Below are 26412 nucleotides of genomic sequence, written 5' to 3'. Positions count from 1 at the left end.
GGCGATGGTTTCGACACAGCGTACAAGAGACTTGTTCAGGGCTTGCGGCGTGATGACGCTGGCGTTGCTGCTGGGTGCATGCGCGGGTAATCCGTATCAGACCTCGGAGCCGGGCTCTAAGGCTCCGCCAGCGCCAGGGCCCCAGGAGCCGGCTGCAAGCCCACCGCCCGTGCGCACGCCGCCGGCGCCACGTCCACCTGCAACTCAAAAGAGCCATCCGCGTTACGCGCCGCCACCCCATGCCGCTGCGCATTGGGACAACGGTCTGGGTGTGTATGTCGTGGAAGGCCGCAACATGTTTTATCGTGAGCGGCTTTACTATCGTTGGGATGGCGATTGGTATTGCGCCGGCCGTCCAGACGGCCCATGGGAACCGGTCGCGCTCCCGAGCGTCCCAACGGGTCTTCGCAGCTTGCATTGATCCGCCAACTTCAATTCGTCCTTTTTTGCGTGACGCACTAAAGGCGAATCGAAGACTGCCGATAAGAGATCAGGCCCAGCAATATATGCCGGCAGCAAGTTCAGCCTTGTAAAGCAGTTCATCCGGAGCAGATTCATGAGTGCAGCAGTCAAACGTCTTGAAGAAACCGGCAGCGCATTACGCGATGCGATGGTGCAGCAGGACTGGACGGCGATCAGCGTCCTCGATTTGCAATGCCGGCAGGTCGTTGAAGCCGCCATGAACGAGCCGCGTCAGGATGAGCCGGCGATTCGCCAGCGCCTGCAGGAGCTGGTCAATCTTTATCGTGAACTGGTGACTACTTGCCAAGCGGAGCAAAGGCGCATAGCTGATGAGCTGATTCAGCTCAATCAATCCCAGCAGGGCGCGAAGCTTTACAAGCTGTTCGGCTAATTCTTCGAAGCGTTTTCATGCTTCGCTATTTACCATTCGTCAGCTCAATTCCGACTTAAAAAGCTGTTGGGATTGCCGGCCAGACCCTGCATCTGGCAAATCCTTAGCGAAATAATTGGTCTGGATTTCGTGGCCGCTCTGTAATTGCGTTCTGTCTGTTTTCTTGGTTATTCCCCGCTAATATCGTCGAAATACCCCTATGCCGCCCATTAGGATGCTCATGCTGGATGTGAGGTTGTCGGTTTAATGGGGCGTTTGGCTGCTCTTATTTTCTTTGTATTTTCCTTCCCTAGCGTCAACAAACCGGATGGTTTCCTGGCATTTTCTAGTTTGGATTCACGTCATAAATTTGACTCGGCTCGTTTTTTTTAATTAACTAGTGGCTATCTGCCGGTGGGAGCAATCGTTTTTCTCCCAGATACGAGCGCAGGCCTTTCTTTCAGCCTCTAGAGCCTATAAACAAGATGTGGCGTGAAACCAAAATTTTGTTGATAGACGACGACAAGGATCGTCGCCGCGATTTGGCGGTCATCCTCAACTTTCTGAGTGAAGATCATCTGGCCTGTTCCAGTAGCGACTGGCATGGCGTGGTCGACTCGCTCGAATCGAGCCGTAGCGTGCTCGGCGTTTTGCTTGGGAACGTTTCAGCTAAGGGCGGTGCGGTAGAGCTGCTCAAGCAACTCAGCAAATGGGACGAGAACCTTCCCCTGATGTTGATTGGCGAGCCCGTTCCGGCGGACTGGCCGGACGAGATCCGCCGGCGTGTGCTGACCAGCCTCGAAATGCCGCCGAGCTACAACAAGCTGCTCGATTCGCTTCACCGCGCTCAGGTTTATCGCGAAATGTACGACCAGGCCAAGGCGCGCGGGCGTCAGCGCGAACCCAACCTGTTTCGCAGCCTGGTTGGCACCAGCCGTGCCGTACAGCATGTTCGGCAGATGATGCAGCAGGTGGCCGACACCGAGGCGAGCGTGCTGATCCTCGGTGAGTCCGGCACCGGCAAGGAAGTCGTCGCGCGTAACCTGCATTACCATTCCAAGCGCCGTGGCGGGCCTTTTGTGCCGGTCAACTGCGGCGCCATTCCAGCCGAACTGTTGGAAAGCGAACTGTTCGGTCATGAGAAGGGCGCCTTTACCGGCGCGATCACCTCGCGTGCCGGTCGTTTCGAGCTGGCCGAAGGCGGTACGCTGTTTCTCGACGAAATTGGCGATATGCCATTGCCGATGCAGGTCAAGCTGTTGCGAGTGCTTCAGGAACGCACATTCGAGCGCGTGGGCAGCAATCGTACGCAGAACGCCGATGTACGAATAATCGCGGCGACCCATAAGGATCTGGAAAAGATGATCGTAGACGGCAGCTTCCGCGAGGATCTGTACTACCGTCTCAACGTTTTCCCCATCGAAATGGCCCCGCTGCGCGAGCGCATCGAGGACATCCCGCTGCTGATGAACGAACTCATCTCGCGCATGGAGCATGAGAAGCGTGGCTCGATTCGCTTCAATTCCGCGGCGATCATGTCGTTGTGCCGTCACGATTGGCCGGGCAATGTGCGCGAACTGGCGAACCTCGTCGAACGCATGGCAATCATGCATCCATACGGCGTGATCGGGGTAATGGAACTGCCGAAGAAATTCCGCCATGTCGATGACGACGACGAGCAGTATGCCGTCAATATGCATGACGAGATGGAGGAGCGTGCCGCGATCAACGCTCCCATCGTGGCTGCCGACGCGCATGCGATGCTCCCCGTTGAAGGCCTCGATCTGAAAGACTACCTGGGCAATCTGGAGCAAGGCCTGATCCAACAAGCGCTCGAGGATGCTGGCGGAGTCGTTGCCCGCGCTGCCGAACGTCTGCGTATTCGCCGAACGACCCTTGTGGAGAAGATGCGTAAATACGGCATGAACCGTCGCGACGACGATCTCGACGAGTGAGCACTCACCACGCCGCTGGCCCCAGCGGCGTGGCTTCCATTTTGTAACCTGCCTGCCTTGCCGGGCATGATCTTTGCTGTCTGACATTCGACGACCATCTTTTGACGGATTCGAGTGCCAGTGACCTCAGCGTTCTCTTCATCAGCTGTCACCCAGCATCCTGCCAAGGCAGCAGCAACCAGCGAGCTTGAACAGTCGCTCGAGTTGTTTACCCGCATGTCCGGTCGATTAGGCGAATCCCAGCAGCTACTGCAGACCCACGTAGCCGAGCTGAAGGATCAGCTTGCCGAAACCAGCGCGTTGCGTCGGCGTGAATTCGACGAGAAGGAACGCCTGGCCAATCGCCTGCAGAGTCTGCTGGACCTATTGCCTGGCGGCGTCATCGTCATAGACGGGCAAGGTGTGGTCCGCGAAGCCAATCCGGTTGCTCTTGAGCTTCTGGGCGAGCCGCTCGAAGGGCTGCTCTGGCGTGAGGTGATTGCGCGCAGCTTTGCTCCGCGCAAGGACGATGGCCATGAAATTTCTTTGAAAGACGGACGTCGTGTCTCGATTGCCACGCGCTCGCTGAATGGCGAGCCCGGGCAGCTCGTATTGCTCACCGATCTGACCGAGACGCGAAGATTGCAGGAAGAGTTGGCGCGCCATGAGCGTCTCTCCTCGCTGGGCCGGATGGTTGCCTCGTTGGCTCATCAAATCCGGACACCATTATCGTCGGCTTTGTTGTACGCCAGTCACTTGGAACAAGGCGGGCTATCCGCTGAGCATCAGCAACGTTTTGCTGGACGCCTGAAGGATCGTTTGAATGAGCTGGAGCACCAAGTTCGCGACATGCTGGTCTTCGCTCGCGGCGATCTGCCGTTGGAGGATCAGCTGATGCCCGCCGAGCTGCTGGCGGCGTTGCGCTCCGCGGCAGAGGCGCGCGTGCAGGGCATCGCCATTCGTTGGCAATGCGACGTGCGGAACGGTGCGCTGTTATGCAATCGCGACACGCTGGTGGGTGCATTGCTCAATCTGATCGAGAACGCACTTCAAGCCACCAGCAATCATCCACGCATTAAAGTGCATCTCTACGCTCGAGGTTCGGCATTGCGTGTCAGTATCAGCGACAACGGCGCGGGGATCGATGCCGCGACCCTGGCTCGACTCGGCGAGCCGTTCTTCACCACGAGGGCGACCGGAACCGGGTTGGGGCTGGCCGTGGTCAAGTCGGTCGCGCGTGCGCATTCAGGTGCGCTTGAGCTGCGCTCTCGGCCGGGTCGAGGGACCTGCGCCACCTTGCAGCTGCCGCTGCTTCCGGTGTTTGCACCGGCAATCTCGGAGTGAAGCCGATGGCTGCCAAAATTCTCCTGGTCGAGGACGATCGCGCATTGCGTGAGGCGCTGAGCGACACGCTGGAACTCGGTGGCTATCCGCATCGTGCGGTCGATAGTGCCGAGGCCGCGCTCCATGCGCTTGAGCAGGAAGGCTTCGGCCTGGTAATCAGCGATGTGAACATGCCTGGCATGGATGGTCATGCGCTGCAGATGCTCGTGCGCAAGCGGTACCCCCAGATGCCGGTATTGTTGATGACCGCCTACGGTGCCGTAGAGCGAGCCGTCGAGGCGATGCGCCAGGGCGCTGTGGACTATCTGGTCAAGCCGTTTGAGCCGAAGGTCTTACTTGGGCTTGTCGCTCGACATGCCTGCGGTCAGCTTGGCGCGACCGATTCACAAGGACCGGTCGCGGTCGAGCCCGCGAGTCAGCAATTGCTGGCATTGGCGGCCCGCGTCGCGCAGAGCGAATCGACCGTGCTTATCTCCGGCGAGTCCGGCACCGGTAAAGAGGTGCTGGCTCGCTACATCCATCAGCAATCAAAGCGAGCAGACAAACCCTTCATCGCGATCAACTGCGCTGCGATACCGGACAACATGCTCGAGGCAACGCTGTTCGGCCACGAAAAAGGTGCCTTCACGGGTGCAATCGCGACTCAGCCGGGCAAATTCGAGCTGGCCGAAGGCGGCACGCTACTGCTCGACGAAATTTCCGAAATGCCGTTGGCTCTACAAGCCAAATTGCTACGCGTATTGCAGGAGCGTGAGGTCGAGCGCGTCGGCGCTCGCAAACCGATAGCGCTGGACATCCGGGTCGTCGCTACGACCAATCGTGATTTGGCGGAGGAAGTCCGAAGCGGGCGTTTCCGTGAAGATCTGTTCTATCGGCTTTCGGTATTCCCGCTCGCCTGGCCCGCCTTGCGTGACCGACCTGCGGATATCGTGCCGCTTGCCGAGCGCCTGCTGGCCAGTCATGCGCTGAAGATGCGCCAGCCTACCGCCAAGCTCATACCCGAGGCGCGTCAGTGCCTGCTCAGCCATCCCTGGCCCGGCAATGTCCGCGAGCTGGACAATGCCATCCAGCGCGCTCTGATACTGCAGCAGGGCGGTCTGATCCGGCCGGACGACCTCTGTCTGACTGCGGCGGCTGGTTTCGCTTCGCTGGCGCGTGGAACAACTGACGCTGCGCCAGTGGATCCGATACGCGCAGCACCGCCCGCCTCGACAGAGATGGGTGGCGCGCTGGGCGAAGATCTGCGGCGTCGTGAGTTCGAGTTGATCCTCGATACCCTGCGTGCCGAACGTGGCCGACGCAAGGAGACCGCCGACCGGCTGGGCATCAGTGCGCGCACCCTGCGCTACAAGCTCGCGCAGATGCGTGACGCTGGTATGGATCCGGAAGCCGCCTTGTACGCCAGCTAAACGAGCCCCTGAAAGGTCCCTCGGAGATTGGCGCGGGCGGCTCTGATAAGCTCGGTCGATCATGACTACGAGGGGCTGAAGGTGGACGAAGGATTCTGGCAACGGCGTTGGGCGCGCAACGAAATCGGCTTTCACTCGAGTGAGGCCAATCCTTACCTGCTTCGTCACTGGCCCGCTTTGCAATTGGCCAAGGGCTCCAGGATTCTGGTGCCGTTGTGCGGAAAAAGTCTTGATATGGCCTGGCTGTCCGAGAATGGTTTCGCAGTGCTAGGTGTGGAGTTAAGCGAGCGGGCAGTCGAGGACTTCTTCGTTGAGCAGGGGTTGGTCGCGGATGTGAGCCACCAGGGCGAGTTCAAGGTCTACCGTGCAGGTACGCTTGAAATTCGATGTGGCGATTTCTTCGCCTTGAGTCGCGGCGACGTGGCGGATTGTCAGGGACTCTACGATCGAGCTGCGCTGATCGCATTGCCTGCGGTGATGCGCCAGCGCTACGTCGAGCATCTGTCGCGCATCCTTGCGCCGGGCTGTCAGGGATTGCTGGTGACTCTGAACTACGAGCAAGAACAGATGCCCGGGCCGCCGTTTGCGGTAAGTGATGCCGAGGTTCGGCAGTCCCTGAGCCCTCGTTGGGACGTTGAGTTGCTGGAGCGGGCGAATGCGCTGGAAGGCAACTGGAAATTTCTTCAGCGCGGGCTGACACGCCTGGAAGAAAGCTGCTACCGGCTCGAAAGAACGGAGTAGGCGCTTGCTCTCATTGCGGAGGTGATGACGCGGCAAGCCTAGTGGAGGTGCTTTTACCCATTCAGGCTCAGCCCGAAAGCTCGATAGGCGGCGTGCGTAGCGCCGCCTATCAGCCCCACCGAAGCCATCTGCATATCTATTTCTTTGAGCTGATGGTCCGGCTCGTTCAGCCGCGCTGACGCAGCGCTTCGATACGATCCTCCAAAGACGGGTGCGTCATCAGCAGCCCGGCCAGGCCGTTACGCAGGGAGCCGTTGATGCTGAAGGCCTTGAGACTGTCCGGCATATCCACCGGTACGCCCTGTTCGGTACGTAGCCGCTGTAGCGCGCCGATCATCGCGTTGGTGCCGGCCAACTGCGCACCGGCTTCATCAGCGCGAAACTCGCGTTTACGCGAGAACCACATGACGACGATGCTGGCGAGTATGCCCAGCACCAGCTCGGCAAAGATTGTCGCGACGAAGTAGCCAATGCCATGGCCGTCTTCGTTCTTCAGGATTACCCGATCGACGAAGCTGCCGAAGATCCGCGCGAAGAACATGACAAAGGTATTCACCACACCCTGAATCAGCGCAAGGGTCACCATATCGCCGTTGGCGACGTGACCGATCTCGTGAGCCAATACAGCTTTGACTTCATCTGGAGAAAAGCGCTCGAGCAGGCCCTGGCTGACAGCGACCAGCGCGTCGTTCCTGTTCCAGCCGGTTGCGAAAGCGTTGGCTTCGTACGCGGGAAAAATACCCACTTCCGGCATCTTGATTCCAGCGTCGCGGGAAAGCTGCTCGACGGTTTGCAGCAGCCACTGTTCGTGACGAGTACGAGGCTGGCTGATGATCTCGGTACGAGTGCTCATTTTCGCCATCCACTTGGAGATGAATAGCGAAACCAGTGCACCAGCGAAGCCGAAGACGGCGCAGAAAATCAGCAGACTGCCGTAGTTCTGACCCGTGAAGCGGTCCACCCCAAGCAGCTTCAGGGTGATGCTGGCAACGACCAGTACAGCCAGGTTGGTGGCCAGGAACAGGAAAATACGCATCATGTTGCGGCAGACTCCAAGGGGAACAGTAAAGAACGATAGGCTATATAAGGGGCGGCTCGGCGCTATTCAACCGGACGACTATTTCAAGCTATGTCGCTTGTAGTGCGGGCGCGCTCGGTGTTGGCTGATGGCGGACTGCCGAACAGCTGGCGGGTCAGCTGCGCCAGCTGTTCGCTGTGGCCGTCGCGTAGTGCCTGACGAAGCTGATGGGCGAGGCTGGAATGAACCCGGCGCACGCTAGGAGGTAGCGATTCGTTACTGGTCATTGCTTCAGGCACACTGCTCGTTAAGCGCAGAAATGCCTTTTCGGTGAGAACAGTCTGGTCGATTGCCTGATATTGAATGGTGCTCTCGAAGCGCAAGTAGCCTTCATCGGCCAGCCACAGCAGGGTGCCCAGGCAACTCTGGTGCCGCTTGCTGGGCAGACCGAACTCGTCCGGTTCCTCATGTCCGATCAGGTCTTCGATGTATAGCGTGACTTTCCGCGGGAAGGCCTGATAGAGCAACAGCAGGCCGGTCGCGGCGTCTCGGTAGAAATCGTCGATCTGCAGGTCCATGAAGCCGCTACTGGCTGTAGGTCTTGAGGAAATTGCCGATGCGGCCGATCGCCTGTTCGAGATCATCCACCCGCGGCAGCGTGACCACACGGAAGTGATCCGGCCATGGCCAGTTGAACGCGGTGCCCTGAACGATCAGTAGCTTTTCGGACAACAGCAGATCGAGCACGAACTTTTCGTCGTTATGGATCGGGCAGATCTTCGGATCGATTCGGGGGAAGGCGTAGAGCGCACCCATCGGCTTGACGCAACTGATGCCAGGAATGTCATTGAGCAATTCCCAAGTGCGGTTGCGCTGCTCCAGCAAACGGCCTGGCGGCAACACCAGATCGTTGATGCTTTGATACCCGCCGAGTGCAGTCTGAATCGCATGCTGGGATGGCACGTTGGCACACAGGCGCATATTGGCCAGTATATCGATGCCCTCGATATAGCTCTGCGCCTTGTGCTTGGGCCCCGAAATAACCACCCAGCCGGAGCGAAAGCCGGCGACCCGATATGACTTGGACAGGCCGTTGAAGGTCAGGCAGAGCACGTCCGGCGCCAGGGAGGCGGTGCAGATATGCACAGCATCGTCATAGAGAATCTTGTCGTAGATTTCGTCGGAGAACAGTACCAGCTTGTGCTGACGCGCCAGCTCGACCATGCCTGCCAGCACTTCGCGCGGGTAGACCGCGCCAGTCGGGTTGTTCGGATTGATCAGCACGAGCGCCTTGGTATTGGGTGTGATCTTGGCTTTTATATCAGCCAGGTCAGGCCACCAATTGGCCTGCTCGTCACAGAGGTAGTGCACCGGCTTGCCACCCGCCAGGCTTACGGCAGCGGTCCATAGCGGATAATCCGGGGCCGGTATCAATACTTCGTCGCCATTGTTGAGCAATGCCTGCATGGACATCACGATCAGCTCGGATACACCGTTGCCGAGATAAATGTCTTCGATGGTCACGCCTTCTACCTGCTTCTGCTGGTAGTACTGCATGATGGCCTTGCGCGCGCTGAACAGGCCTTTGGAATCGCTGTAGCCCTGCGCGGTCGGCAGGTTGCGGATAACGTCCTGAAGGATTTCTTCGGGGGCTTCAAAACCGAACGGCGCCGGATTGCCGATGTTCAGCTTGAGGATGCGATGGCCTTCCTCCTCCAGGCGTTTAGCGTGCTTGAGCACTGGCCCGCGGATGTCGTAGCAAACATTGGCGAGCTTGTTCGATTTGCTGACCTGCATGATCCTGAGTGTCCCGAAGTGAAGACGTGCCATGCGCTGGAAGGCTGGCAACGTTTGGCATGAACCCGGGCGCCTTGGCAGTCGGAAACCCTGCTGCCAGACTAGGCGTCTAAGAGCAACGCATCATACGTGCGGCCCGACCACCGGAAAAGGTACAGATCCGCCTTTTTTAAACTCACGAGGTGTACCGATGGAAAAGCTAGAAAAACCGCTTGAAGCCTGGCGCGAAGCGCTCTCTGACGAGCAGTTTCAGGTCTGTCGCTTGGGTGCGACCGAGCGCCCATTTAGCGGCAAGTACAACGACGCGAAAACTCCCGGTATCTATCACTGCGCCTGCTGTGACGCATCGTTATTCGACTCGGATGCCAAATTCGACTCCGGCTGCGGCTGGCCCAGCTACTTTCAGCCTGTCAGCGATACGGCGATCACCAGCGTTGACGACTTCAGTCACGGGATGCATCGAATCGAGGTCAAATGCTCGCGCTGCGATGCGCATCTCGGCCATGTCTTCCCGGATGGCCCGGCTCCGACCGGCCTGCGCTACTGCATTAATTCAGCCTCTCTCAATCACAAGCCGCGCGACGCCTGATCAGGCTGGCGACGCAGTCAACGGGATTACCGCCATGCGCGATCCGCTGTTCGAAACTCCTTGTATGACCATCGACGGTCGGCAGAGCACGCTTGCTGAGTTCGGAGGTAAGGTTCTGCTGGTGGTCAATACAGCCAGCCAGTGTGGTTTTACGCCGCAGTACAAGGGCTTGGAAGCGTTATGGAAGCGCTATGGCGAGCAGGGGCTGGTGGTGCTCGGTTTTCCCTGCGATCAGTTCGGTCATCAGGAGCCAGGCGATGAGAAAGAAATCGCCACGTTCTGCGAGCGTAACTTCGGTGTCAGCTTTCCGCTGTTCGCGAAGGTGCAGGTCAATGGCGGCGATGCCCATCCGTTGTTCGTTCAGTTGAAAAAGCGCGCGCCGGGTCTGCTCGGCAGCAAGGCGATCAAGTGGAATTTCACTAAGTTTCTGATTGCCGATGAGGGGCGCTCGATTGAGCGCTTTTCGTCGCGAACGCCGCCGGCGGCACTGGCGGCGCACATCGAATCCCATCTTTAGTCCGCAAACCTGGCGGCCAGGCCGCGTCTATCCGTTATGTATTTGGAGTCGTTGAATGGATGCCGAGCTGAAAGCCTTCTTACAGCGCACCGATGCGCTGATTACGCGTCTGGAACCCTTGTTGCCGTCGCCGCGTGAGCCGATCGATTGGACCAACAGCCTGGCCGCACGCTGGCACCGTGAAGGGCAGGGCGGCTATCTGCAGCCTTTGAGCGTGTCGCTCGATTTGAATCTGGCCGACTTGATCGGCATTGACCGGCAACGCGAGCTGTTGTCGAACAATACCCGCCAGTTCGTGTCGGGCCTGCCAGCGAACCACGTCCTGCTATGGGGCGCACGTGGGACTGGGAAGTCTTCGCTGATTCGCGCGCTACTGGCCGAGCATGCACCGGCGGGCCTGCGCCTGATCGAGATCGAACGCGACCATCTGGCTGATTTGCCGAAGGTGGTCGAACAGCTCGCCGGGCAGCCGCAGCATTTCGTGGTGTTTTGCGACGACCTGTCGTTCGAGGCGGGTGAAGGCGATTACCGCGTATTGAAAAGCGTATTGGACGGGTCCCTGGAGCGGGCGCCGGAAAATGTGCTGCTGTACGCCACGTCCAATCGCCGGCATTTGGTGCCAGAGCGCCAGAGCGATAACGAGAACTGGCAGATGATCGACGGCGAGCTGCATCCCAATGAAGCGGTTGAAGACAAGATTGCGCTGTCTGATCGCTTCGGGCTCTGGCTGTCGTTCTACCCGTTCAGTCAGGAACATTATCTGAACGTGGTGCAGCACTGGATCGGCTCGCTGGCCGAACAGGCCGGGCTCAGCTGGAGCTGGGATGACGCGTTGGAGAAGGACGCGATTCGCTGGGCTACGGCGCGGGGTAATCGCAATGGCCGCTGCGCCTACCAGTTTGCCCGGCAGTGGGTGGGTATTCGTCTGCTCTGACAAACTATAGGTGGGTTATAGGCGGGGCGCAGGTGGATGCTGGGCCCCGCTGTAGCGAGTCAGCTGGGCTGCTTCGCGCTTTTACCCATCTCGACGAGCTTGGCGGTCATACGCTGTTCGCCCGGCAGCAGGCTCTGCACCGAAGCCAGCGCCTTCATTCGTGCGAAATGGGCGGCCAGCGCTGGCCAGCGCCCCGCATCGATCACTTCACCACCGTGTTCCATGTTGATCAATTGGCAAGCGAAAGCGATATCGGCCATTGAGAGCTGATTGCCAATGAAGCAATCATTTTCGCCCAGCTGCCGCTCAAGGTAATCAAAGTGCGGCGGCAGCTTTTCGCTCAGTACAGCCTGGACGCTTTCTTCGTTGCACGGGTGGCCCGAGCTTGGCTTCAGTATGCGATTGCGGAACACGCCGAAAGTCGTCAGCGGAGCAAGTTCATAGTCGGCGTACTTCTCCAGCCAGCGTATCTGCGCGCGCTGTGCTGCGTTGTTTCCGTAGAGCCGCGCGGTTGGTTCGTAGGCTTCTTCGAGGTATTGGCAAATCACGCTTGAATCGGCGAGGCAAAGCTCACCGTCTTTGAAGGCTGGGATGCGTCCGAGTGGATTGAGCTGCAGATACCATTCCGGTGGCGTGAATGGCATGACCATTTCGAGCTGATAGTCCAGGCCCTTCTCTAGCAGGCACAGGCGGACTTTGCGAACGAATGGCGACAGCGGGGCGCCGAATACAGTCAAGGACATAAAACTCTCCAGGGCAGGGCTGGTATACGTTGGTAGCCGGCGCGAGGGGTGCACCGCGTCCCGAGTTGGCGCGTTGTTTTGGCTGTCTCGCCTACATTTTCAACGGCCTGCTAGTAAATGTTGTTTTTCTTCCAGTCGTCTTCGCTTTCGAAGTTCTTCAGACCTTCGGTCAGCTCATTGGGTTCGTCAAGCTTCGGTTGGTGTTGCGTCTGCTCGAGTTGATTGGCGTGCGTGTAGCTCGCTTCGAGCTGTTGCAATTGGGCCTGGTAATCGGCCTGGTTGGATTGCTTGCGGATGTGCTGAATGCCGCGCTCGAAGGCGAGGCGTGCCTTGTGCGCGCTTCCCTGCTGCAGGGCCTGCTGGCCGATATTGGTGAAATACTCTACGTGCAACATCACCATCATCCGCTGGATCTGGTGTAACCAACGTTTGGCGGCGGTCGTATCGAGCTGACCCTGCTTGTTGGCCCAGATCACTTGCGCGTGCAGATCTTCCAGCAGTAGGCGAACCTCTTTGGCCTGGGCCTCGGTGAGAATTTTCACCGGCGTGTTCGGCACCGGAATCTCGTCGCCCTTGGCAACTGCGTTGCGTAGCGAGTCGACGCGGGCCGTAATGGCGGGGTTTTTCTTATCCAGCGGCAATAGGCGTTCGCCGAGGTACAGCTCGAGCCGCGCCAGCATCAGCTTGAGTGCAGGGCTCATCATCTGGCCTGGGATGCTGTCGGAAAGATTGGCACAGCGACGTATTCGGTCGTTGAGCTCGGCTCGCATGCGAGCCTTTTCCAGATTGTTCTTTTCGACGATCTGGTTGATGAAGCCAATCGCTATCAATATGAATAGGCCAGCAATGACCAATCCTGCAATCAGAACCGGGGACACGGGACGCACCTCTCTAATACGGGCGATTTTGTATCGAGTGTAGAGCGTTAGATGGCAAGCTGATAGCTCGACGCTGCTTCGAATTCTTCGTTTAAAAAATTTTTGGATGACGCTTGACGGCTATCGATGTCCTCCATAGAATGCGCGCCACTTGCAGCGTGAAGCACATCGCAAACGCTGGAAGCCGGAATGAAAGCTGTAGTTTCCGGGCTGCGTCCCCTTCGTCTAGTGGCCTAGGACACCGCCCTTTCACGGCGGTAACAGGGGTTCGAGTCCCCTAGGGGACGCCATTTTTGTTGTAGAGCGCGGGAATAGCTCAGTTGGTAGAGCACGACCTTGCCAAGGTCGGGGTCGCGAGTTCGAGTCTCGTTTCCCGCTCCAAATTCGCTTGCGAAAGGTTTGAAGCCAAACGCAAGCACTAAGAAAGCGACCTTGAGTCGCTTTTTTTGTGCTCGTAATTCAGCTTCGCGGTCGCACCCCGACACCGCGCGGAACTTCATCTCCAATTTTCGATATTCGCGAACTCGCCTTAGCGCCTCGCCAGGCCTGCCCCCTGTCCCATTCTTCAAAACTCAGCGAGCCGGTTACGGTCCTACGTATAGATGTTCATCGCGCCGTACGCGCTGGGTGTGCTGCAGGCAGGTTGGTGATCGACCGATCGGCGGCGCCCTTCGTCCGCTATGGGGCGACGACAAACCTACCTATCGGGGGCCGTCATCATGGCAAGCACTCAAAGCGCTACAGCGACGCTGCGCTCGGCATGGATCGCCCATGCACAGGCAAACCCCATTATCGCGCTGGGTCTCGTCGGCACGGTGCTGGTCGTGCTGCTGTTGCTCGGGACAAGTGGCTACAACGCGTTTCAGAACGGCGATGAAAGCCACATTCGCTACGCGTTGCTAGGCGGTACGGCAGGCTTCGCTGCGACAGCGCTGGGTGCGCTGATGGCAATCGCGTTGGGTAATATTTCCACGCGCACCCAGGACAGCATGCTTGGCTTCGCTGCCGGAATGATGCTCGCGGCCAGTTCGTTTTCGCTGATCCTTCCTGGTCTTGCCGCTGCCAGGGATCTTTTCGGCAGCGGCCCTGCTGCAGCATTGACCGTGGTAGTAGGGCTCGGGTTTGGTGTGCTGTTAATGCTCGGACTGGATTATTTCACGCCGCACGAGCATGAAAGCGCGGGTGCCTTTGGCCCGGATCATCAGCGCATGAGTCGGGTCTGGTTGTTCGTCTTTGCGATCATTCTGCATAACATCCCGGAGGGCATGGCGATCGGCGTGAGCTTCGCCAATGGCGATATGAATGTTGGCCTGCCGCTTACCACGGCAATCGCCATTCAGGATATTCCCGAGGGGCTGGCCGTTGCGCTGGCGTTGCGGACCACCGGTCTCTCCACTTGGCGAGCGATCCTGATTGCCGCCGCGTCGGGACTGATGGAGCCGCTCGGAGCTCTGGTGGGTTTGGGTATATCCAGTGGTCTGGCCATCGCGTACCCGGTCAGCCTTGGGTTGGCCGCTGGCGCCATGATCTTCGTGGTATCGCACGAGGTGATTCCCGAGACCCACCGCAATGGCCATCAGACGCCCGCGACGGTCGGTTTGATGGGCGGTTTCGCGGTGATGATGTTTCTCGACACAGCATTGGGCTAACCGAATCGTTACCCGTGTGCATCGATTACCGGCTCGACAGATTCGCGTCGACGGCACGAAATCGAATCGACCGTTGCGGTAAGCGATCAGATTCGGCTAGAGCTGCTCCAGTAACCGCCGTGCCGCCTCCTGGCCGCTGAGCCAGGCCCCTTCGACGCGGCCGGACAGGCACCAGTCGCCACAGGCGTACAGGCCGAGGTGGGCATCGGCCAGGGCGCCCCATTCGTGGGACTGGCTCGGGCGCGCATACAGCCAGCGATGGGCAAGCGTAAACTCAGGGGCGGGCACGATGCAGTCGATCAGCTCAGCAAATGCTCCGTGCAGGTGCTCGATCACCGAATCCTTGGACATATCGAGATGCTGACGGCTCCAGGCACTGGTCGCATGCAACACCCAGGTATCGAGATGGTCGTCGCGCCCGGGTTTGCTGTGGTGGCGGGTTAGCCAATCCAGGGCGTCATCCTGAACGAAACAGGCATCGAGCTTAGTATCCAGCGGCTTGGCGAAGCCCAGGGCGACGGACCAGGTCGGCTCCATCGCGACGCTGGCGGCGACGGCGGCCAGCTTCGGTGCAGAGGCCAGCAACGTGCTGGCTTGTGGCGCGGGGATGGCGATGATTATCTGGCTGAACGGGCCGTGGTTAGTGCCTTCGGCGTCAACCAGCGTCCAGTATTCCTCACCGCGAAACACGTCAGTGATGCGGCAGGCGAATGTGGCTGGCAACTCGCCAAGCAGGCCGACGGCAATCGAGCTCATGCGTGGTACGCCGACCCAGCGAAGCTGCTCGTCCGCGGAGGGCGACAATTGCCCGCTGCGGGATTGGTAAAGATTTGGTGACCATTCTGCGACCCAGCCTTGGACCTGCCATTGGTGCACGGTCTCGGTGAAGCGCCGGTCCCGAGCGGTGAAATACTGAGTTCCGAGATCGAGATTGCCTGCGTCGCTGCGTTTGCTGGCCATCCGTCCGCCAAGGCCGCGACTCTTGTCGAAAAGTTGGACAGACTGTCCGGCCGCATGCAGTGCCTGCGCGGCCGAGAGCCCTGCAATGCCGGTGCCGACGATGGCAATGGGAGCGTTGGTCATGCTTACCTCTTTCGATAGCGCCGCCAGTCTCCGCTGCGCGATAACTGCGCTGGTTCGTTCGGTCCTGTTGCCGTTTCGAGAGCAAAGCGGCAATTGCTGATTCGCTTCCTATCCTCAAACAGACTGTTCGTTTTGCCTAGGGGTTCGGGCCGATCTAAGGCGCATATAGCGTTTTTTTATTCGCGGACCGACAGGCGGCGAAGATGCGGCTGATTCTATCTGGCGAGCGCGCTCCAGTGCGGTCGTTATGCCTGACGAGTCAATGCGTTAGCGCTTGCATGGATTGGTTGTAAGTTGGGAATAAGCCGGTACAATGGCGCCGCTCGCCGCCAGGCGGGTTTTGTTATGGTGGGCCCTGCCGGTCCCCCCGCAACGATCAGCCGTGAACCCGGTCAGGCCTGGAAGGGAGCAGCCGCAGCGGTGACATTGTGTGCCGGGGTGTGGCTGGTAGGGTTCACCTCCATAACGACGTTTTTCTCCCTCTTCTCTATGTCGCTGACAAGCACCGATCTCTCTGTGAGTTCGAGCGAATCCGCATGCTTGCTCGTACTCGAAAAGCATAAAGCATCGCCCCGAGGTCGGGCCTCCCACAAAAAGCAGCTGCCGCGCACCGACCATCGTAGGAGGCGCGCCCCGCGGCGAATGCAGGCCGCAGGCCTGCCGTAATCTGTATTCTTTGCGAGTATTCATGTAGCCACTAACCACCTGGCATCTCTCGTTCAAGGAGTGTTGGTTTGTCTGTCAAAGCGAGCTGGGACATTTTCTGCGTCGTCGTCGATAATTACGGCGACATTGGCGTGACTTGGCGCCTGGCCCGGCAGCTAGTCGCCGAGCATGGTCAGCGTGTGCGTCTGTGGGTTGACGATCTGGATACCTTCGCACGGCTTTGCCCCGGCACCAGCGCCACGGCCAGCCAGCAATGGCATGAGGGTGTGGATGTGCGGCATTGGACATCCGAATGGCCGCATGCCGAGCCGGCTGACGTGGTGATCGAGGCTTTCGCCTGCCAATTGCCCAGTGCCTATATAGATGCGATGGCAAGCAGTGAGCGCCGTATCCTCTGGCTCAATCTGGAATATCTGAGCGCCGAAGATTGGGTGGTGGGCTGCCATGCACTGCCTTCGATGCAGCCGGATGGCCTGCAGAAGTACTTTTTCTTTCCAGGATTCGAGCAGGGCACCGGCGGTCTGATTCGTGAGGGTGATTTGCTGGCTCGGCGGGAGGCCTTCCAGAGCGATTCAGTGCTTCGCGAGGCGTTTCTGCAAAGCTTCGATCTGACGGTCCAGCCCGGTGCTCGATTGATCTCGCTGTTCGCCTACGAAAACTCCGCCGTTTCGGGATGGCTCGATGCGTTGGCCGCCGATGCGCGCCCGTCGCAGTTGCTGGTGCCGGAGGGGAGAGTGCTGGGTGACGTAGCTCGCTGGCTGGAGCTGGATCAACTGCGCGCCGGTGATCGCCATGCACATGGTGCGCTGCAAATCGCAGTGTTGCCGTTCATGACGCAGAACCAGTACGACATGCTTCTGTGGTGCTGCGACTTCAACGCGGTGCGCGGCGAGGAATCCTTCATTCGCGCGCAATGGGCCGGGCGTCCGCTGGTCTGGCACATCTACCCGCAGGAGGAAGACGCCCACTGGGACAAGCTCAACGCCTTTCTCGAACTTTATGTGCGCGATCTGGCTCCAGCGCCCGCAGCCGCGCTGCGTGACTTCTGGCGTGCCTGGAACAATGGTGAGGGCAGCGGCGCCACCTGGACCGCGATGCTCCAGCATGAGCGCGAGCTGAACGCCCATGCCGAGCGCTGGACGCACAAACAGGTCGCCAATGGCGATCTAGCCGGAAAGCTGGTGTTTTTTTACACAGATTGGCTATGATACGCGGCCTGTTTTTTGTCTCTAATCCCATTCGGATATTCGTATGAAAACCGCACAAGAGTTCCGTGCCGGCCAAGTGGCCGTTATCAACGGCGCACCCTGGATCATCCAGAAAGCTGAGTTCAACAAGTCCGGTCGTAACAGTGCCGTGGTCAAGATGAAGCTGAAGAACCTGCTCAACGGTTCGGCGACCGAGACCGTGTACAAAGCTGACGACAAGCTGGAGCCGGTAATTCTCGAGCGCAAGGAAGTGACCTATTCCTACTTCGCTGACCCGCTGTACGTCTTCATGGACGAGGAATTCAACCAGTACGAGATCGAAAAAGACGATCTCGAAGGCGTGATGACCTTCATCGAAGACGGCATGACCGACGTCTGCGAAGCCGTCTTCTACAACGACAAGGTAATCTCGGTTGAATTGCCGACCAGCATCGTTCGTGAAATCGTCTACACCGAGCCATCCGTCCGTGGCGACACCTCCGGCAAGGTCATGAAGACCGCCCGCCTGAAGAACGGTGCCGAGTTGCAGGTTTCCGCCTTCTGCGAAATCGGTGATTCGATCGAGATCGATACCCGCACCGGCGAGTACAAGTCCCGCGCCAAGGGCTGATTTTCGGCCTTTAGCAGAAAGCCCAGCCTGGCGCCAGGCAGCTTAATGACGAACCCCGCTTATTAGCGGGGTTTCGTTTTTAAGAACTGGTCGTTTAGCGGAGGGCCGCCCGGTGTTTTTTGGTTTGGCAGGCCGATAATCCGCATTCGCCGCGGGGCGCGCCTCCTACACACATAGGTGCATAGCCGTTGCTTTTGTAGGAGGCTCGCCTCGGGGCGAAGCTTTAAGGCTGTTGCGTTAACCAGCATTCGCTGCGGCTCGCGCCTCCTGCGAGATGCGGGTTCAAATCGCCTCAGCTTGCCCAGAGCCAGCCGATCATCACGTAGCAGAGCAGCGTAATCAGCACGACACCGAAGATATTCAGGGCAAATCCTGATCTGATCATCGATTGGATGCGCATCTCGCCGGTACCGAAGACGATAGCGTTCGGCGGCGTGGCCACCGGCATCATGAACGCGCAGCTCGCGGCAAGGGCGGCGGGAATCGCCAGCATTTCCGGCGGCAGGCCCTGGGCCACTGCAAGCGCGCCCAACAGCGGCAGGAAGGCGGCTGCGGTCGCGGTGTTGGACGTGATTTCGGTGAGGAAGGTGATCACCAGCGCCACCAGGCCAATCATCAGAATCAGCGGCAACATGCCGAACACACCGAGGCTCTGCGCGATCCATTGCGCAAGCCCAGAGGCGCCGATGACGCCAGCCAGCGACAGCCCGCCGCCAAACAGCAAGAGTACGCCCCAAGGCAGCTTGTTGGCTGTTTCCCAATCCATGAGGAAGGTCCGCTCACGCAGATTGGCCGGAATCAGGAACAGGGCCAGCGCGGCGGCGATGGCAATACTGGTGTCGTTCACGCCATCGACGTAGTTGGCTAGCAGTGGCTGGAAGATCCAGGCCAGCGCAGCAAGCAGGAAGACTGCGGCGACCAGTTTTTCCGGATGCGACATGGGGCCGAGATCGGCCAGCTCCTTCTCCAGCATCGTCTGGCTGTCGTGGCCTGCCAGATTGAAGCCGCCGCGAGTCAGCCACCACCAGGTGAAGACCAGCATGCCGAGACTCACCGGAACGCCCAGCAACATCCATTGGCCGAAGCCGATGTGCACGTCGTAGTTCTCGCGCAGGAAAGCGGCCAGCAGTGCGTTGGGCGGCGTGCCGATCAAGGTGGCGACACCGCCGATGCTGGCGGCATAAGCGATGCCGAGCAGTAGGGCAGTGGCGAAGCGCTCACGCGCCTGCGCGCCGCTGCCTTCGGTCAGTAGACCGATCACAGAGAGCCCGATGGGCAGCATCATAATGCTGGTGGCGGTGTTGCTTACCCACATGCTGATGAACGCGGTGGCGATCATGAACCCAGCGATCTGTCGGCTCGGCGCATTGCCGACTGCCAGTAGCGTGGCCAGGGCGATGCGTTTATGCAGGTTCCAGCGCTGCATGGCCAGCCCGAGCAGGAAACCGCCAAGAAAAAGGAAGATCGTCGCGTTGGCATAAGGCGCCGTAGCTTTTTCTAGAGTATCGATACCCAGTACGGGAATCAGCAGGATCGGCAGCAGCGAGGTAGCTGGAATTGGAATGGCTTCGGTGGACCACCAGACGGCCATCAGCGCCGCCATGCCGACGGTCAGCCAAGCGGTTTCCGAGAGCCCAGCCGGCGGGTCGGTCAGGATGCACAGCAACAAGAGCAGCGGCCCGAGAAAAAGGCCGATGGAAGCCGCTAACGCCGCTCCTTTATTCTCTGATGAATCGGTCATGAAAGATTTCCTCTGTCGATAATCCGGCTGCGAGAGGGCGTAGAAGATCCGGATCAAATGCGGTGTAGATTCTAACAGAATTAATTAGCTAGCGAATTAGTAGCCTGCTATGTAATTTTGATTGCCGCTGGCGATGGTCACAGCGATATTGATGTGCTTGAGGCGTTAGACAGCGCTGCGCGTTGCAGTGCCGGCCTCTGGTCGTCCCGCGCAGGCGCACGGGGCGGCAGGGAATGCCTTGAGCTGCTTCGGAATACCGCAACGGGGCGGTTTCATATCTGTAGATGAGTCGGGTGGGCCGGGCGGCGTTCCGCTTCAGCCCACCTTTTCTAACCCCGGTGGGCGGTGGGCTGAAGCCCACCCTACGAGTAGCAGTTATGCGGCCAGGTGCGGGGCGACTGGCTATGCTGATTAGACATACCTTCGTGGAGTGAGGTTTGTCGCGGTTTTTCAATCGAACCTACGAAGGCACATAAATAGCGACATTAGCTCGGTCCGCACCCGCTTCAGATGTAGGGTGGGCTTCAGCCCACCTTTTTCTAAGGCCCCGGTGGGCTGAAGCGGAACGCCGCCCGGCCCACCCAACGAAGTCGCAGTTATGCGGCCAGGCACAGGGGCGGCTAGCTATCGGGCTATGCGGTTAGAGCTGTCTTGTCAGCTTCGCCGCACCTGCTTCAGCGTCTCGGCGATCATGAATGCCATTTCCAGCGATTGATCGGCGTTGAGCCGCGGATCGCAGTGAGTGTGGTAGCGGTCGGAGAGGCCGTCTTCGGTGATCGGGCGCGAACCGCCGATGCATTCGGTGACGTTCTGCCCGGTCATTTCAATATGAATGCCGCCCGGATAGCTGCCTTCGGCACGGTGCACATCGAAGAACTGGCGCACCTCGGCCAATACCCGTGCGAAATCGCGAGTCTTGTATCCGCTGGAGGCCTTCATGGTATTGCCATGCATCGGGTCGGAGCTCCACAGCACGTGACGGCCTTCGGCCTGCACGGTCTGGATCAGTCGCGGCAAGCCAGCCTCGACCTTGTCCGCACCCATGCGCACAATCAGATTCAAGCGGCCAGGGTCGTTGTCTGGATTGAGGATGTCGATCAGACGAATCAACTCTTCGCTATCCATGCTCGGACCGACCTTGACGCCGATCGGATTACCTACCCCGCGCAGGAATTCCACATGCGCACCGTCCAGCTGTCGCGTGCGGTCGCCGATCCACAGCATGTGTGCAGAGCAGTCGTACCAGCCGCCGCTGAGGCTGTCCTGACGCACGAAGGCCTGCTCGTAATTGAGTAGCAGAGCTTCGTGGGCGGTGAAGAAATTGGTCTCGCGTAGCTGAGGTGCGTTGTCCATCCCACAGGCGCGCATGAATTTCAGCGCCTGATCGATCCGCTCGGCCAGTTGGTGATACTTCTCGGCCATCTGTGAGTTGGCGATGAAATCCAGGTTCCACTGGTGCACCTGATGTAGATCGGCGAAACCGCCTTGGGCGAAGGCGCGTAATAGGTTCAGGCTGGAGGTGGACTGGTGATAGGCCTGGAGCAGGCGGTCCGGGTCCGGCACTCGGCTTTTCTCGTCGAAGTCGATGCCGTTGACGATATCGCCACGGTAAGCGGGCAGGGTGATGCCATTGATGGTCTCGTTGCCTGACGAGCGTGGCTTGGCGAACTGCCCGGCCATGCGCCCGACCTTGATCACCGGGCAGCCTGCGGCGAAGGTCATGACCACAGCCATCTGCAGCAAAACCTTGAAGGTGTCGCGGATTTTCGGTGCGGAAAACTCGGCAAAGCTTTCCGCGCAGTCGCCACCCTGTAAAAGGAAGGCTCGGCCCTGGGTCACTTCGGCGAACTGTCGGCGCAACTCACGCGCCTCGCCGGCAAACACCAGCGGCGGCAGGCTCGCCAGCGTGTCCTCGACGCGCTGCAGGTGCGCGGCGTCAGGGTACTCGGGCTGCTGCTGAATGGGTTTGTTTCTCCAGCTAGTAGGGCTCCAGGCCTGGCTCATCGAAGTTGCTTCCGTCCACGAAAAAGTGCGCAGATTTTACCTGATGCGCTACGTCGCCGCTGATAATCGCCGCCGATCGGACTGTTAAGATGCGCCGACCGGTTTGGAGTGAGCGTAATGGACAAGCAGGAAGTGTTGCTGGCCGAAGTAAACGACGCCTTCGGTCTGATCCGTGTGCTGGAAGTGGGCGATTACCGGTTTCTCGAGTTCGGCGCGGCCGTTGAGCAAAGCTGCGTATTCACACGTGACCCGAGCTGGTTGGAGTATGACTACACCCGCGCCATGCTGATGGGCGGGCTGCTTCATCCCGCACCTGAAACCGCGCTCTTTCTCGGCCTTGGCGCCGGTACGCTGACCCAGGCATGCCTCGAATTCCTGCCGCTGGAGGATGTCGAGGCCATTGAGTTGCGCCCGGATGTGCCGGAGTTGGCAATGCGCTATTTGGGCCTGCAGAACGATCCGCGGCTCTACATTCGCATTGGCGACGCGGTGGAGCTGTTGGACTCGGCGGAAAGCGCCGACTTGATATTTGTCGATCTTTACACCGATGTCGGGCCCGCCGCCGCGCATCTGGCGTGGCGCTTTCTCGAGCGTTGCCAGCAGAAGTTGAATCCGGACGGCTGGCTGGTCATCAACCAGTGGGGCACCGACGAGGACAAACCGCTCGGCGCGGCGCTGCTGCGCGGCCTGTTCCATCGCCATTATTGGGAATGTCCGGTAAAGGAGGGCAACGTCGTGCTGTTCGTGCCAGCAGATCTGGAGCAGGCGCTCGACGAATCCGGTCTGTGCGAGCGTGCCACGGCCCTGACGCCGCGTCTGGGCTATTCATTGGATTCGCTGATCGACGCGCTACGCCCGGCCAGTTGATTCAAGCAACCGATCTGCCTTCGTGGGCGGGCCTCCCACAAAAAGACAACAGCACACGCCGCAGTCCCAGCCGACCCGCTTCTCGTAGGAGGCGCGCCCCGCGGCGAAGCGGATCCCCTGCCGACTCAAAAGCTAAAGCTTCGCCCCGAGGCGGGCCTCCTACAAAAGCAATAAGCACACTGCCCGCAGCCCAGCGCCGACCCGCTTCTCGTGGGAGGCGCGCCCCGCGGCGAAGTGGATCCCCTGCCGGTTCAAAAGCTAAAGCTTCGCCCCGAGGCGGGCCTCCCACAAAAGCAATAAGCACCCTGCCGCAGCCCAGCGCCGACCCGTTCCTCGTGGGAGGCGCGCCCCGCGGCGAAGTGAATCCCCTGCCGACTCAAAAGCTAAAGCTTCGCCCCGAGGCGGGCCTCCCACAAAAGCAATAAGCACACTGCCGCAGCCCAGCGCCGACCCGCTTCCCGTGGGAGGCGCGCCCCGCGGCGAATGTGGACCCTCTGCCGAGTTAAAGGTAAACGCTTCGCCCCGAGGTCGGGCGTTCTACAAAAAAACATCTCTTCGCCGAGCGTCCAGCGAACTTAACCCGCAAGACAAAATGCGCGCACAGCTTCACAGAATTCCGGTATAGTACGCGCCGGCTGAAACTCAGCCTGCGTTCAGGTACTGCAATACACGAAGCGCTGCTTCGGCTGCTGTCCGCTTCTCGCGGCTGTCCTTGACGATTCATCATTCATTACGTTTTCGCAAACCCCGCCGACCAGGCTGCCAGGGTGACCTTCGGGTTTTGCATGGCATGCGCAGCTTCGGAACATGGGTCTTTGCGGAGCATCAGGAAAAGACCCATGACCCAGGAAATCGGCGGCTTTGCCGCACTCGGTATTCATCCATCCGTACTCGCTGCAGTCATTGCAGTGGGCTACGAAGAGCCTTCGGCCATCCAGAGCCAGGCTATCCCGGTAATCCTTGGCGGCCACGACATGATCGGCCAGGCCCAGACCGGCACCGGCAAGACCGCAGCGTTCGCGCTGCCCATTCTGTCCAAGATCGACCCAGCCAAGCGTGAGCCGCAAGCGTTGATCCTCGCGCCGACCCGCGAACTGGCCCTGCAGGTCGCCACTGCGTTTGAAACCTACTCCAAGCAAATGCCCGGCGTCGGTGTCGTGGCTGTCTACGGTGGTGCCCCGATGGGCCCACAGCTCAAGGCCATCCGCCAGGGCGCGCAGATCATCGTTGCGACCCCCGGCCGTCTGGTCGACCACTTGAGCCGCAACAGCGCGCTGCTGTCGACCATCCAGTTTCTGGTGCTCGACGAAGCCGACGAAATGCTCAAACTGGGTTTCATGGATGACCTCGAAGTCATCTTCGAAGCCATGCCGGAAAGCCGCCAGAGCGTGCTGTTCTCCGCCACACTGCCGCATTCCATCCGTGCCATCGCCGAGAAGCACCTGCGCGAGCCGCAGCACATCAAGGTTGCCACCAAGACCCAGACGGTTGCCCGCATCGAGCAGGCGCACCTGATGGTTCATGCGGATCAGAAGATTGGGGCCGTGCTGCGCCTGCTTGAGGTCGAAGACTTCGACGCACTGATCGCCTTCGTGCGCACCAAGCAAGCCACTCTTGATCTCGCTGCTGCACTGGAAGCCAAGGGCTACAAAGCCGCTGCGCTGAACGGCGACATCGCTCAGAACCAGCGCGAGCGCGTCATCGAATCGCTCAAGGATGGTCGTCTGGACATCGTCGTCGCCACCGACGTCGCTGCTCGCGGCCTCGATGTGGCGCGCATCACCCACGTATTCAACGTGGACATGCCCTACGATCCGGAATCCTACGTGCATCGCATCGGCCGTACCGGTCGTGCCGGTCGCGAAGGTCGCGCACTGCTGCTGGTTACTCCGCGTGAGCGCCGTATGTTGCAAGTCATCGAGCGCGTCACCAATCAAAAAGTGGCCGAAGCCCGTTTGCCCAACGCTCAGCAAGTGCTGGATGCGCGCATCAAGAAGCTCACCAACAGCTTGGCGCCACTGGTGGCCGACGCCGAAGCCAGTCATGGCGAATTGCTCGACAAGCTGGTTGCCGATATCGGCTGCAGCCCGCGTGCTCTGGCCGCTGCGCTGCTGCGCAAGGCTACCAATGGCCAGGCATTGACCTTGGCTGAAGTGGAAAAAGAGCAGCCGCTGGTTCCGACCAGTAGCCCCCGCGAGCGCACCGATCGTCCCGAGCGTAGCGGTGACCGCGAGCGCCGTGCACCGATCCCGCTGGCCGAAGGCCGCGCCCGCTGCCGCACGCCGTTGGGTGCCCGCGACGGCATCGCGGCGCGCAACCTGCTCGGTGCCATCCTCAACGAAGGTGGTCTGGCTCGCGAAGCTATTGGCCGCATCCAGGTCCGTGACAGCTTCAGCCTGGTCGAACTGCCGGAAGATGGCCTCGATCATCTGCTCGGCAAACTCAAGGACACCCGCGTCGGCGGCAAGCAGCTCAAGCTGCGTCGTTATCGCGAGGATTGACCGTCACTGGGTAACGCGAAGGGTGGGCTTATAGCCCACCCTTTTTATTTCAGCTGTCCCCACACTGATTTTTCGTGGAGGCGCGCCTCGCTGCGAACGCAAACCGCAGGCCTGCCAATTTCCAAAGCTTCGCCCCGAGGTCGGGCCTCCCACAGATCCAAAGCATTCCTGCACCGAAGCGCTTTCGTGGGAGGCGCGCCCCGCGGCGAAGGCAGTCTCGCTGCCAGCTCGAAAGGCAAAAAGCATCGCCCTGGGGTCGGGCCTCCCACAGACCAAAAGCAGTCCTGTACCGAAGCGATTTTGTGGGAGGCGCGCTACCGCAGGCTCTGAAGTTTCGCCGAGTGAATCAAGGCGCAGCACTTTTTCACCTATCACAACCAAACCGCATCCCAATGCGGATAATCTCCGATCCGCTCTACCAAACCTGCCCGTAGGGGATTGGCAACCACATACCGCGCCATGTTTCGAAGGTCTTCCTCTTTGCGCAATGCACGGTCGTGAAATCCATCCTGCCAAATTGGCCCACCGATACGCTTCGCCGATATCGATTTCACCCGCCCTACGAGCTTTGAGAGCGACTCCTGCCGCAACTCCAGTAGCCAGTGCAGGTGATCCGGCATCACCACAAACGCCAACGTTTCGTGCGAACCCAGTGCTGCATCGTCTCGCATAACGCGAATTAGCATTCTGGCGACAGCGCAATCTTCGAAGATCGGCAGACGATGTTTCGTTACCGTGGTGACCAAATAAATCTGCCCTTCACCAGACCAACGACCCGCACGTAGCCTGTTTGACCAAAAATAAGCATCCTTGCTCATGCCAAGTCCTCTCGTAACTAGCCCAGCAGCATAACCTCAAAAAGCTTCGCCCCGAGTCGGGCCTCCCACAAGAACCCAAAGCAAAACGCCCAAGCCCACACCGGGCCGCTTTTTTTGTAGGAGGCGCGCCCCGCGGCGAATGCAGACCCACTGCCAGCTCCAAAGACAAGCTTCGCCCCGAGTCGGGCCTCCCACAAGAACCCAAAGCAAAACGCCCAAGCCCACACCGGGCCGCTTTTTTTGTAGGAGGCGCGCCCCGCGGCGAATGCAGACCCACTGCCAGCTCCAAAGACAAGCTTCGCCCCGAGTCGGGCCTCCCACAAGAACCCAAAGCAAAACGCCTAAGTCCCGCACCGGCACCGCTTTTTTTGTGGGAGGCGCGCCCCGCGGCGAATGCAGACCCACTGCCAGCTCAAAAGACAAGCTTCGCCCCGAGTCGGGCCTCCTACAAGAATCCAAAGCAAAACTCCAAGCCCCGCACCGGCACCGCTTTTTTTGTGGGAGGCGCGCCCCGCGGCGAATGCAGACC

23 protein-coding genes, 2 tRNA genes and 1 other RNA gene are annotated in these 26412 nt (G+C 59.6%); 17 read left to right on the top strand and 9 right to left on the bottom strand.

Going from position 1 to position 26412, the window contains the following annotated elements; genetic code table 11:
• The first annotated feature begins 4 nt into the window (after window positions 1–4).
• The 6 genes from AC2LD7_RS02915 (at window position 5) to AC2LD7_RS02890 (ending at window position 6260) form a co-directional block, all read left to right on the top strand.
• The gene (locus AC2LD7_RS02915) at window positions 5–421 is read left to right on the top strand and encodes a hypothetical protein (RefSeq protein WP_484596460.1); all 417 of its coding nucleotides are present in this window, start codon (window positions 5–7) and stop codon (window positions 419–421) included.
• A gap of 135 nt (window positions 422–556) precedes the next feature.
• Entirely contained in the window at window positions 557–853 is a 297-nt protein-coding gene (gene fliT / locus AC2LD7_RS02910; protein ID WP_484596356.1) for a flagellar protein FliT, read from the top strand.
• Window positions 854–1317: 464 nt separating this feature from the next.
• A complete protein-coding gene (locus tag AC2LD7_RS02905; RefSeq protein ID WP_484596355.1) occupies window positions 1318–2787 on the top strand; it encodes a sigma-54 dependent transcriptional regulator in 1470 nt (489 codons plus the stop codon).
• Between the two features lie 216 nt (window positions 2788–3003).
• A complete protein-coding gene (locus AC2LD7_RS02900; RefSeq protein WP_484596354.1) occupies window positions 3004–4110 on the top strand; it encodes a sensor histidine kinase in 1107 nt (368 codons plus the stop codon).
• 5 nt (window positions 4111–4115) lie between these two features.
• A complete protein-coding gene (locus tag AC2LD7_RS02895; protein WP_484596353.1) occupies window positions 4116–5519 on the top strand; it encodes a sigma-54-dependent transcriptional regulator in 1404 nt (467 codons plus the stop codon).
• Between the two features lie 81 nt (window positions 5520–5600).
• Window positions 5601–6260, top strand: a complete 660-nt coding sequence (locus tag AC2LD7_RS02890; protein ID WP_484596352.1) for a thiopurine S-methyltransferase — start codon at window positions 5601–5603, stop codon at window positions 6258–6260.
• Between the two features lie 166 nt (window positions 6261–6426).
• Here the strand turns inward: AC2LD7_RS02890 and htpX are convergent, their stop codons facing one another.
• The 3 genes from htpX to AC2LD7_RS02875 form a co-directional block, all read right to left on the bottom strand.
• On the bottom strand, window positions 6427–7299 hold the full coding sequence (gene htpX, locus AC2LD7_RS02885) for a protease HtpX (RefSeq protein ID WP_484596351.1): 873 nt from the start codon (window positions 7297–7299) through the stop codon (window positions 6427–6429).
• Between the two features lie 83 nt (window positions 7300–7382).
• The gene (locus AC2LD7_RS02880) at window positions 7383–7856 is read right to left on the bottom strand and encodes a hypothetical protein (protein ID WP_484596350.1); all 474 of its coding nucleotides are present in this window, start codon (window positions 7854–7856) and stop codon (window positions 7383–7385) included.
• 7 nt (window positions 7857–7863) lie between these two features.
• The gene (locus tag AC2LD7_RS02875) at window positions 7864–9075 is read right to left on the bottom strand and encodes a pyridoxal phosphate-dependent aminotransferase (RefSeq protein ID WP_484596349.1); all 1212 of its coding nucleotides are present in this window, start codon (window positions 9073–9075) and stop codon (window positions 7864–7866) included.
• Between the two features lie 190 nt (window positions 9076–9265).
• Here AC2LD7_RS02875 and msrB point away from each other — a divergent pair, with 190 nt between their 5' ends.
• From msrB to AC2LD7_RS02860, 3 genes are read left to right on the top strand one after another with little or no spacing between them, the layout of a single operon-like run.
• Window positions 9266–9664 carry a peptide-methionine (R)-S-oxide reductase MsrB gene (msrB, locus tag AC2LD7_RS02870; RefSeq protein WP_484596348.1) on the top strand — a complete coding sequence of 133 codons (399 nt, stop codon included), beginning with the start codon at window positions 9266–9268 and terminating at the stop codon, window positions 9662–9664.
• Between the two features lie 34 nt (window positions 9665–9698).
• Window positions 9699–10181, top strand: a complete 483-nt coding sequence (locus tag AC2LD7_RS02865) for a glutathione peroxidase (RefSeq protein WP_484596347.1) — start codon at window positions 9699–9701, stop codon at window positions 10179–10181.
• Between the two features lie 55 nt (window positions 10182–10236).
• Window positions 10237–11115, top strand: coding sequence for an ATP-binding protein (locus AC2LD7_RS02860; protein ID WP_484596346.1), 879 nt, complete (start codon window positions 10237–10239; stop codon window positions 11113–11115).
• A 59-nt stretch (window positions 11116–11174) separates the two neighbouring features.
• Here the strand turns inward: AC2LD7_RS02860 and AC2LD7_RS02855 are convergent, their stop codons facing one another.
• Together AC2LD7_RS02855 and AC2LD7_RS02850 are read right to left on the bottom strand one after the other, a co-directional pair.
• Window positions 11175–11858, bottom strand: coding sequence for a glutathione S-transferase family protein (locus AC2LD7_RS02855; protein WP_484596345.1), 684 nt, complete (start codon window positions 11856–11858; stop codon window positions 11175–11177).
• Between the two features lie 110 nt (window positions 11859–11968).
• Entirely contained in the window at window positions 11969–12736 is a 768-nt protein-coding gene (locus AC2LD7_RS02850; RefSeq protein WP_484596344.1) for a hypothetical protein, read from the bottom strand.
• A 214-nt stretch (window positions 12737–12950) separates the two neighbouring features.
• Here AC2LD7_RS02850 and AC2LD7_RS02845 point away from each other — a divergent pair.
• The 3 genes from AC2LD7_RS02845 (at window position 12951) to AC2LD7_RS02835 (ending at window position 14385) form a co-directional block, all read left to right on the top strand.
• Window positions 12951–13026 (top strand) — tRNA-Glu (locus tag AC2LD7_RS02845).
• Window positions 13027–13041: 15 nt separating this feature from the next.
• A tRNA-Gly gene (locus AC2LD7_RS02840) sits at window positions 13042–13117 on the top strand.
• Between the two features lie 338 nt (window positions 13118–13455).
• Window positions 13456–14385 carry a ZIP family metal transporter gene (locus AC2LD7_RS02835; RefSeq protein ID WP_484596343.1) on the top strand — a complete coding sequence of 310 codons (930 nt, stop codon included), beginning with the start codon at window positions 13456–13458 and terminating at the stop codon, window positions 14383–14385.
• A 96-nt stretch (window positions 14386–14481) separates the two neighbouring features.
• Here the strand turns inward: AC2LD7_RS02835 and AC2LD7_RS02830 are convergent, their stop codons facing one another.
• The gene (locus AC2LD7_RS02830; protein WP_484596342.1) at window positions 14482–15468 is read right to left on the bottom strand and encodes an NAD(P)/FAD-dependent oxidoreductase; all 987 of its coding nucleotides are present in this window, start codon (window positions 15466–15468) and stop codon (window positions 14482–14484) included.
• A gap of 356 nt (window positions 15469–15824) precedes the next feature.
• On the opposite strand from AC2LD7_RS02830, the gene ffs reads away from it, so the two are divergent.
• From ffs to efp, 3 genes are all read left to right on the top strand, one after another.
• Window positions 15825–15921, top strand: an RNA gene (gene ffs, locus AC2LD7_RS02825) — signal recognition particle sRNA small type.
• A gap of 281 nt (window positions 15922–16202) precedes the next feature.
• Window positions 16203–17342 carry an elongation factor P maturation arginine rhamnosyltransferase EarP gene (gene earP / locus AC2LD7_RS02820; RefSeq protein WP_484596341.1) on the top strand — a complete coding sequence of 380 codons (1140 nt, stop codon included), beginning with the start codon at window positions 16203–16205 and terminating at the stop codon, window positions 17340–17342.
• Between the two features lie 43 nt (window positions 17343–17385).
• Window positions 17386–17952, top strand: coding sequence for an elongation factor P (gene efp, locus AC2LD7_RS02815; RefSeq protein WP_484596340.1), 567 nt, complete (start codon window positions 17386–17388; stop codon window positions 17950–17952).
• A gap of 292 nt (window positions 17953–18244) precedes the next feature.
• Here efp and AC2LD7_RS02810 read toward each other — a convergent pair whose 3' ends face one another.
• Both AC2LD7_RS02810 and AC2LD7_RS02805 read right to left on the bottom strand, forming a co-directional pair.
• Window positions 18245–19693 (bottom strand): SLC13 family permease, encoded by a 1449-nt coding sequence (locus AC2LD7_RS02810; RefSeq protein WP_484596339.1) that lies wholly within the window; start codon window positions 19691–19693, stop codon window positions 18245–18247.
• A 654-nt stretch (window positions 19694–20347) separates the two neighbouring features.
• Window positions 20348–21697: a class II 3-deoxy-7-phosphoheptulonate synthase gene (locus tag AC2LD7_RS02805; protein ID WP_484596338.1), complete on the bottom strand. Its 1350-nt coding sequence runs from the start codon at window positions 21695–21697 to the stop codon at window positions 20348–20350.
• A 117-nt stretch (window positions 21698–21814) separates the two neighbouring features.
• Between AC2LD7_RS02805 and AC2LD7_RS02800 the strand changes: the two genes are divergently transcribed.
• The gene (locus AC2LD7_RS02800; RefSeq protein ID WP_484596337.1) at window positions 21815–22564 is read left to right on the top strand and encodes a spermidine synthase; all 750 of its coding nucleotides are present in this window, start codon (window positions 21815–21817) and stop codon (window positions 22562–22564) included.
• Between the two features lie 839 nt (window positions 22565–23403).
• A complete protein-coding gene (locus tag AC2LD7_RS02795) occupies window positions 23404–25065 on the top strand; it encodes a DEAD/DEAH box helicase (RefSeq protein ID WP_484596336.1) in 1662 nt (553 codons plus the stop codon).
• A gap of 371 nt (window positions 25066–25436) precedes the next feature.
• Here AC2LD7_RS02795 and AC2LD7_RS02790 read toward each other — a convergent pair whose 3' ends face one another.
• Window positions 25437–25883 carry an REP-associated tyrosine transposase gene (locus AC2LD7_RS02790; protein WP_484596335.1) on the bottom strand — a complete coding sequence of 149 codons (447 nt, stop codon included), beginning with the start codon at window positions 25881–25883 and terminating at the stop codon, window positions 25437–25439.
• Window positions 25884–26412: the final 529 nt, after the last annotated feature.

Source organism: Stutzerimonas sp. (assembly GCF_982611455.1).
Note: the sequence above shows the minus strand (reverse complement) of the source record. Positions and strands in the feature narration are given on the sequence as shown.

Bases quoted from the DNA above. Each gene is read 5' to 3' on its own strand.
- AC2LD7_RS02805 (WP_484596338.1), bottom strand. From the start codon at position 21,697: ATGAGCCAGGCCTGGAGCCCTACTAGCTGGAGAAACAAACCCATTCAG.
- AC2LD7_RS02790 (WP_484596335.1), bottom strand. From the start codon at position 25,883: ATGAGCAAGGATGCTTATTTTTGGTCAAACAGGCTACGTGCGGGTCGT.
- AC2LD7_RS02900 (WP_484596354.1), top strand. From the start codon at position 3,004: ATGTCCGGTCGATTAGGCGAATCCCAGCAGCTACTGCAGACCCACGTA.
- AC2LD7_RS02855 (WP_484596345.1), bottom strand. From the start codon at position 11,858: ATGTCCTTGACTGTATTCGGCGCCCCGCTGTCGCCATTCGTTCGCAAA.
- AC2LD7_RS02835 (WP_484596343.1), top strand. From the start codon at position 13,456: ATGGCAAGCACTCAAAGCGCTACAGCGACGCTGCGCTCGGCATGGATC.
- AC2LD7_RS02905 (WP_484596355.1), top strand. From the start codon at position 1,318: ATGTGGCGTGAAACCAAAATTTTGTTGATAGACGACGACAAGGATCGT.
- AC2LD7_RS02865 (WP_484596347.1), top strand. From the start codon at position 9,699: ATGCGCGATCCGCTGTTCGAAACTCCTTGTATGACCATCGACGGTCGG.
- AC2LD7_RS02795 (WP_484596336.1), top strand. From the start codon at position 23,404: ATGACCCAGGAAATCGGCGGCTTTGCCGCACTCGGTATTCATCCATCC.
- AC2LD7_RS02860 (WP_484596346.1), top strand. From the start codon at position 10,237: ATGGATGCCGAGCTGAAAGCCTTCTTACAGCGCACCGATGCGCTGATT.
- AC2LD7_RS02830 (WP_484596342.1), bottom strand. From the start codon at position 15,468: ATGACCAACGCTCCCATTGCCATCGTCGGCACCGGCATTGCAGGGCTC.
- AC2LD7_RS02800 (WP_484596337.1), top strand. From the start codon at position 21,815: ATGGACAAGCAGGAAGTGTTGCTGGCCGAAGTAAACGACGCCTTCGGT.
- msrB (WP_484596348.1), top strand. From the start codon at position 9,266: ATGGAAAAGCTAGAAAAACCGCTTGAAGCCTGGCGCGAAGCGCTCTCT.
- fliT (WP_484596356.1), top strand. From the start codon at position 557: ATGAGTGCAGCAGTCAAACGTCTTGAAGAAACCGGCAGCGCATTACGC.
- efp (WP_484596340.1), top strand. From the start codon at position 17,386: ATGAAAACCGCACAAGAGTTCCGTGCCGGCCAAGTGGCCGTTATCAAC.
- AC2LD7_RS02875 (WP_484596349.1), bottom strand. From the start codon at position 9,075: ATGCAGGTCAGCAAATCGAACAAGCTCGCCAATGTTTGCTACGACATC.
- AC2LD7_RS02880 (WP_484596350.1), bottom strand. From the start codon at position 7,856: ATGGACCTGCAGATCGACGATTTCTACCGAGACGCCGCGACCGGCCTG.
- htpX (WP_484596351.1), bottom strand. From the start codon at position 7,299: ATGATGCGTATTTTCCTGTTCCTGGCCACCAACCTGGCTGTACTGGTC.
- AC2LD7_RS02810 (WP_484596339.1), bottom strand. From the start codon at position 19,693: ATGACCGATTCATCAGAGAATAAAGGAGCGGCGTTAGCGGCTTCCATC.
- AC2LD7_RS02915 (WP_484596460.1), top strand. From the start codon at position 5: ATGGTTTCGACACAGCGTACAAGAGACTTGTTCAGGGCTTGCGGCGTG.
- AC2LD7_RS02895 (WP_484596353.1), top strand. From the start codon at position 4,116: ATGGCTGCCAAAATTCTCCTGGTCGAGGACGATCGCGCATTGCGTGAG.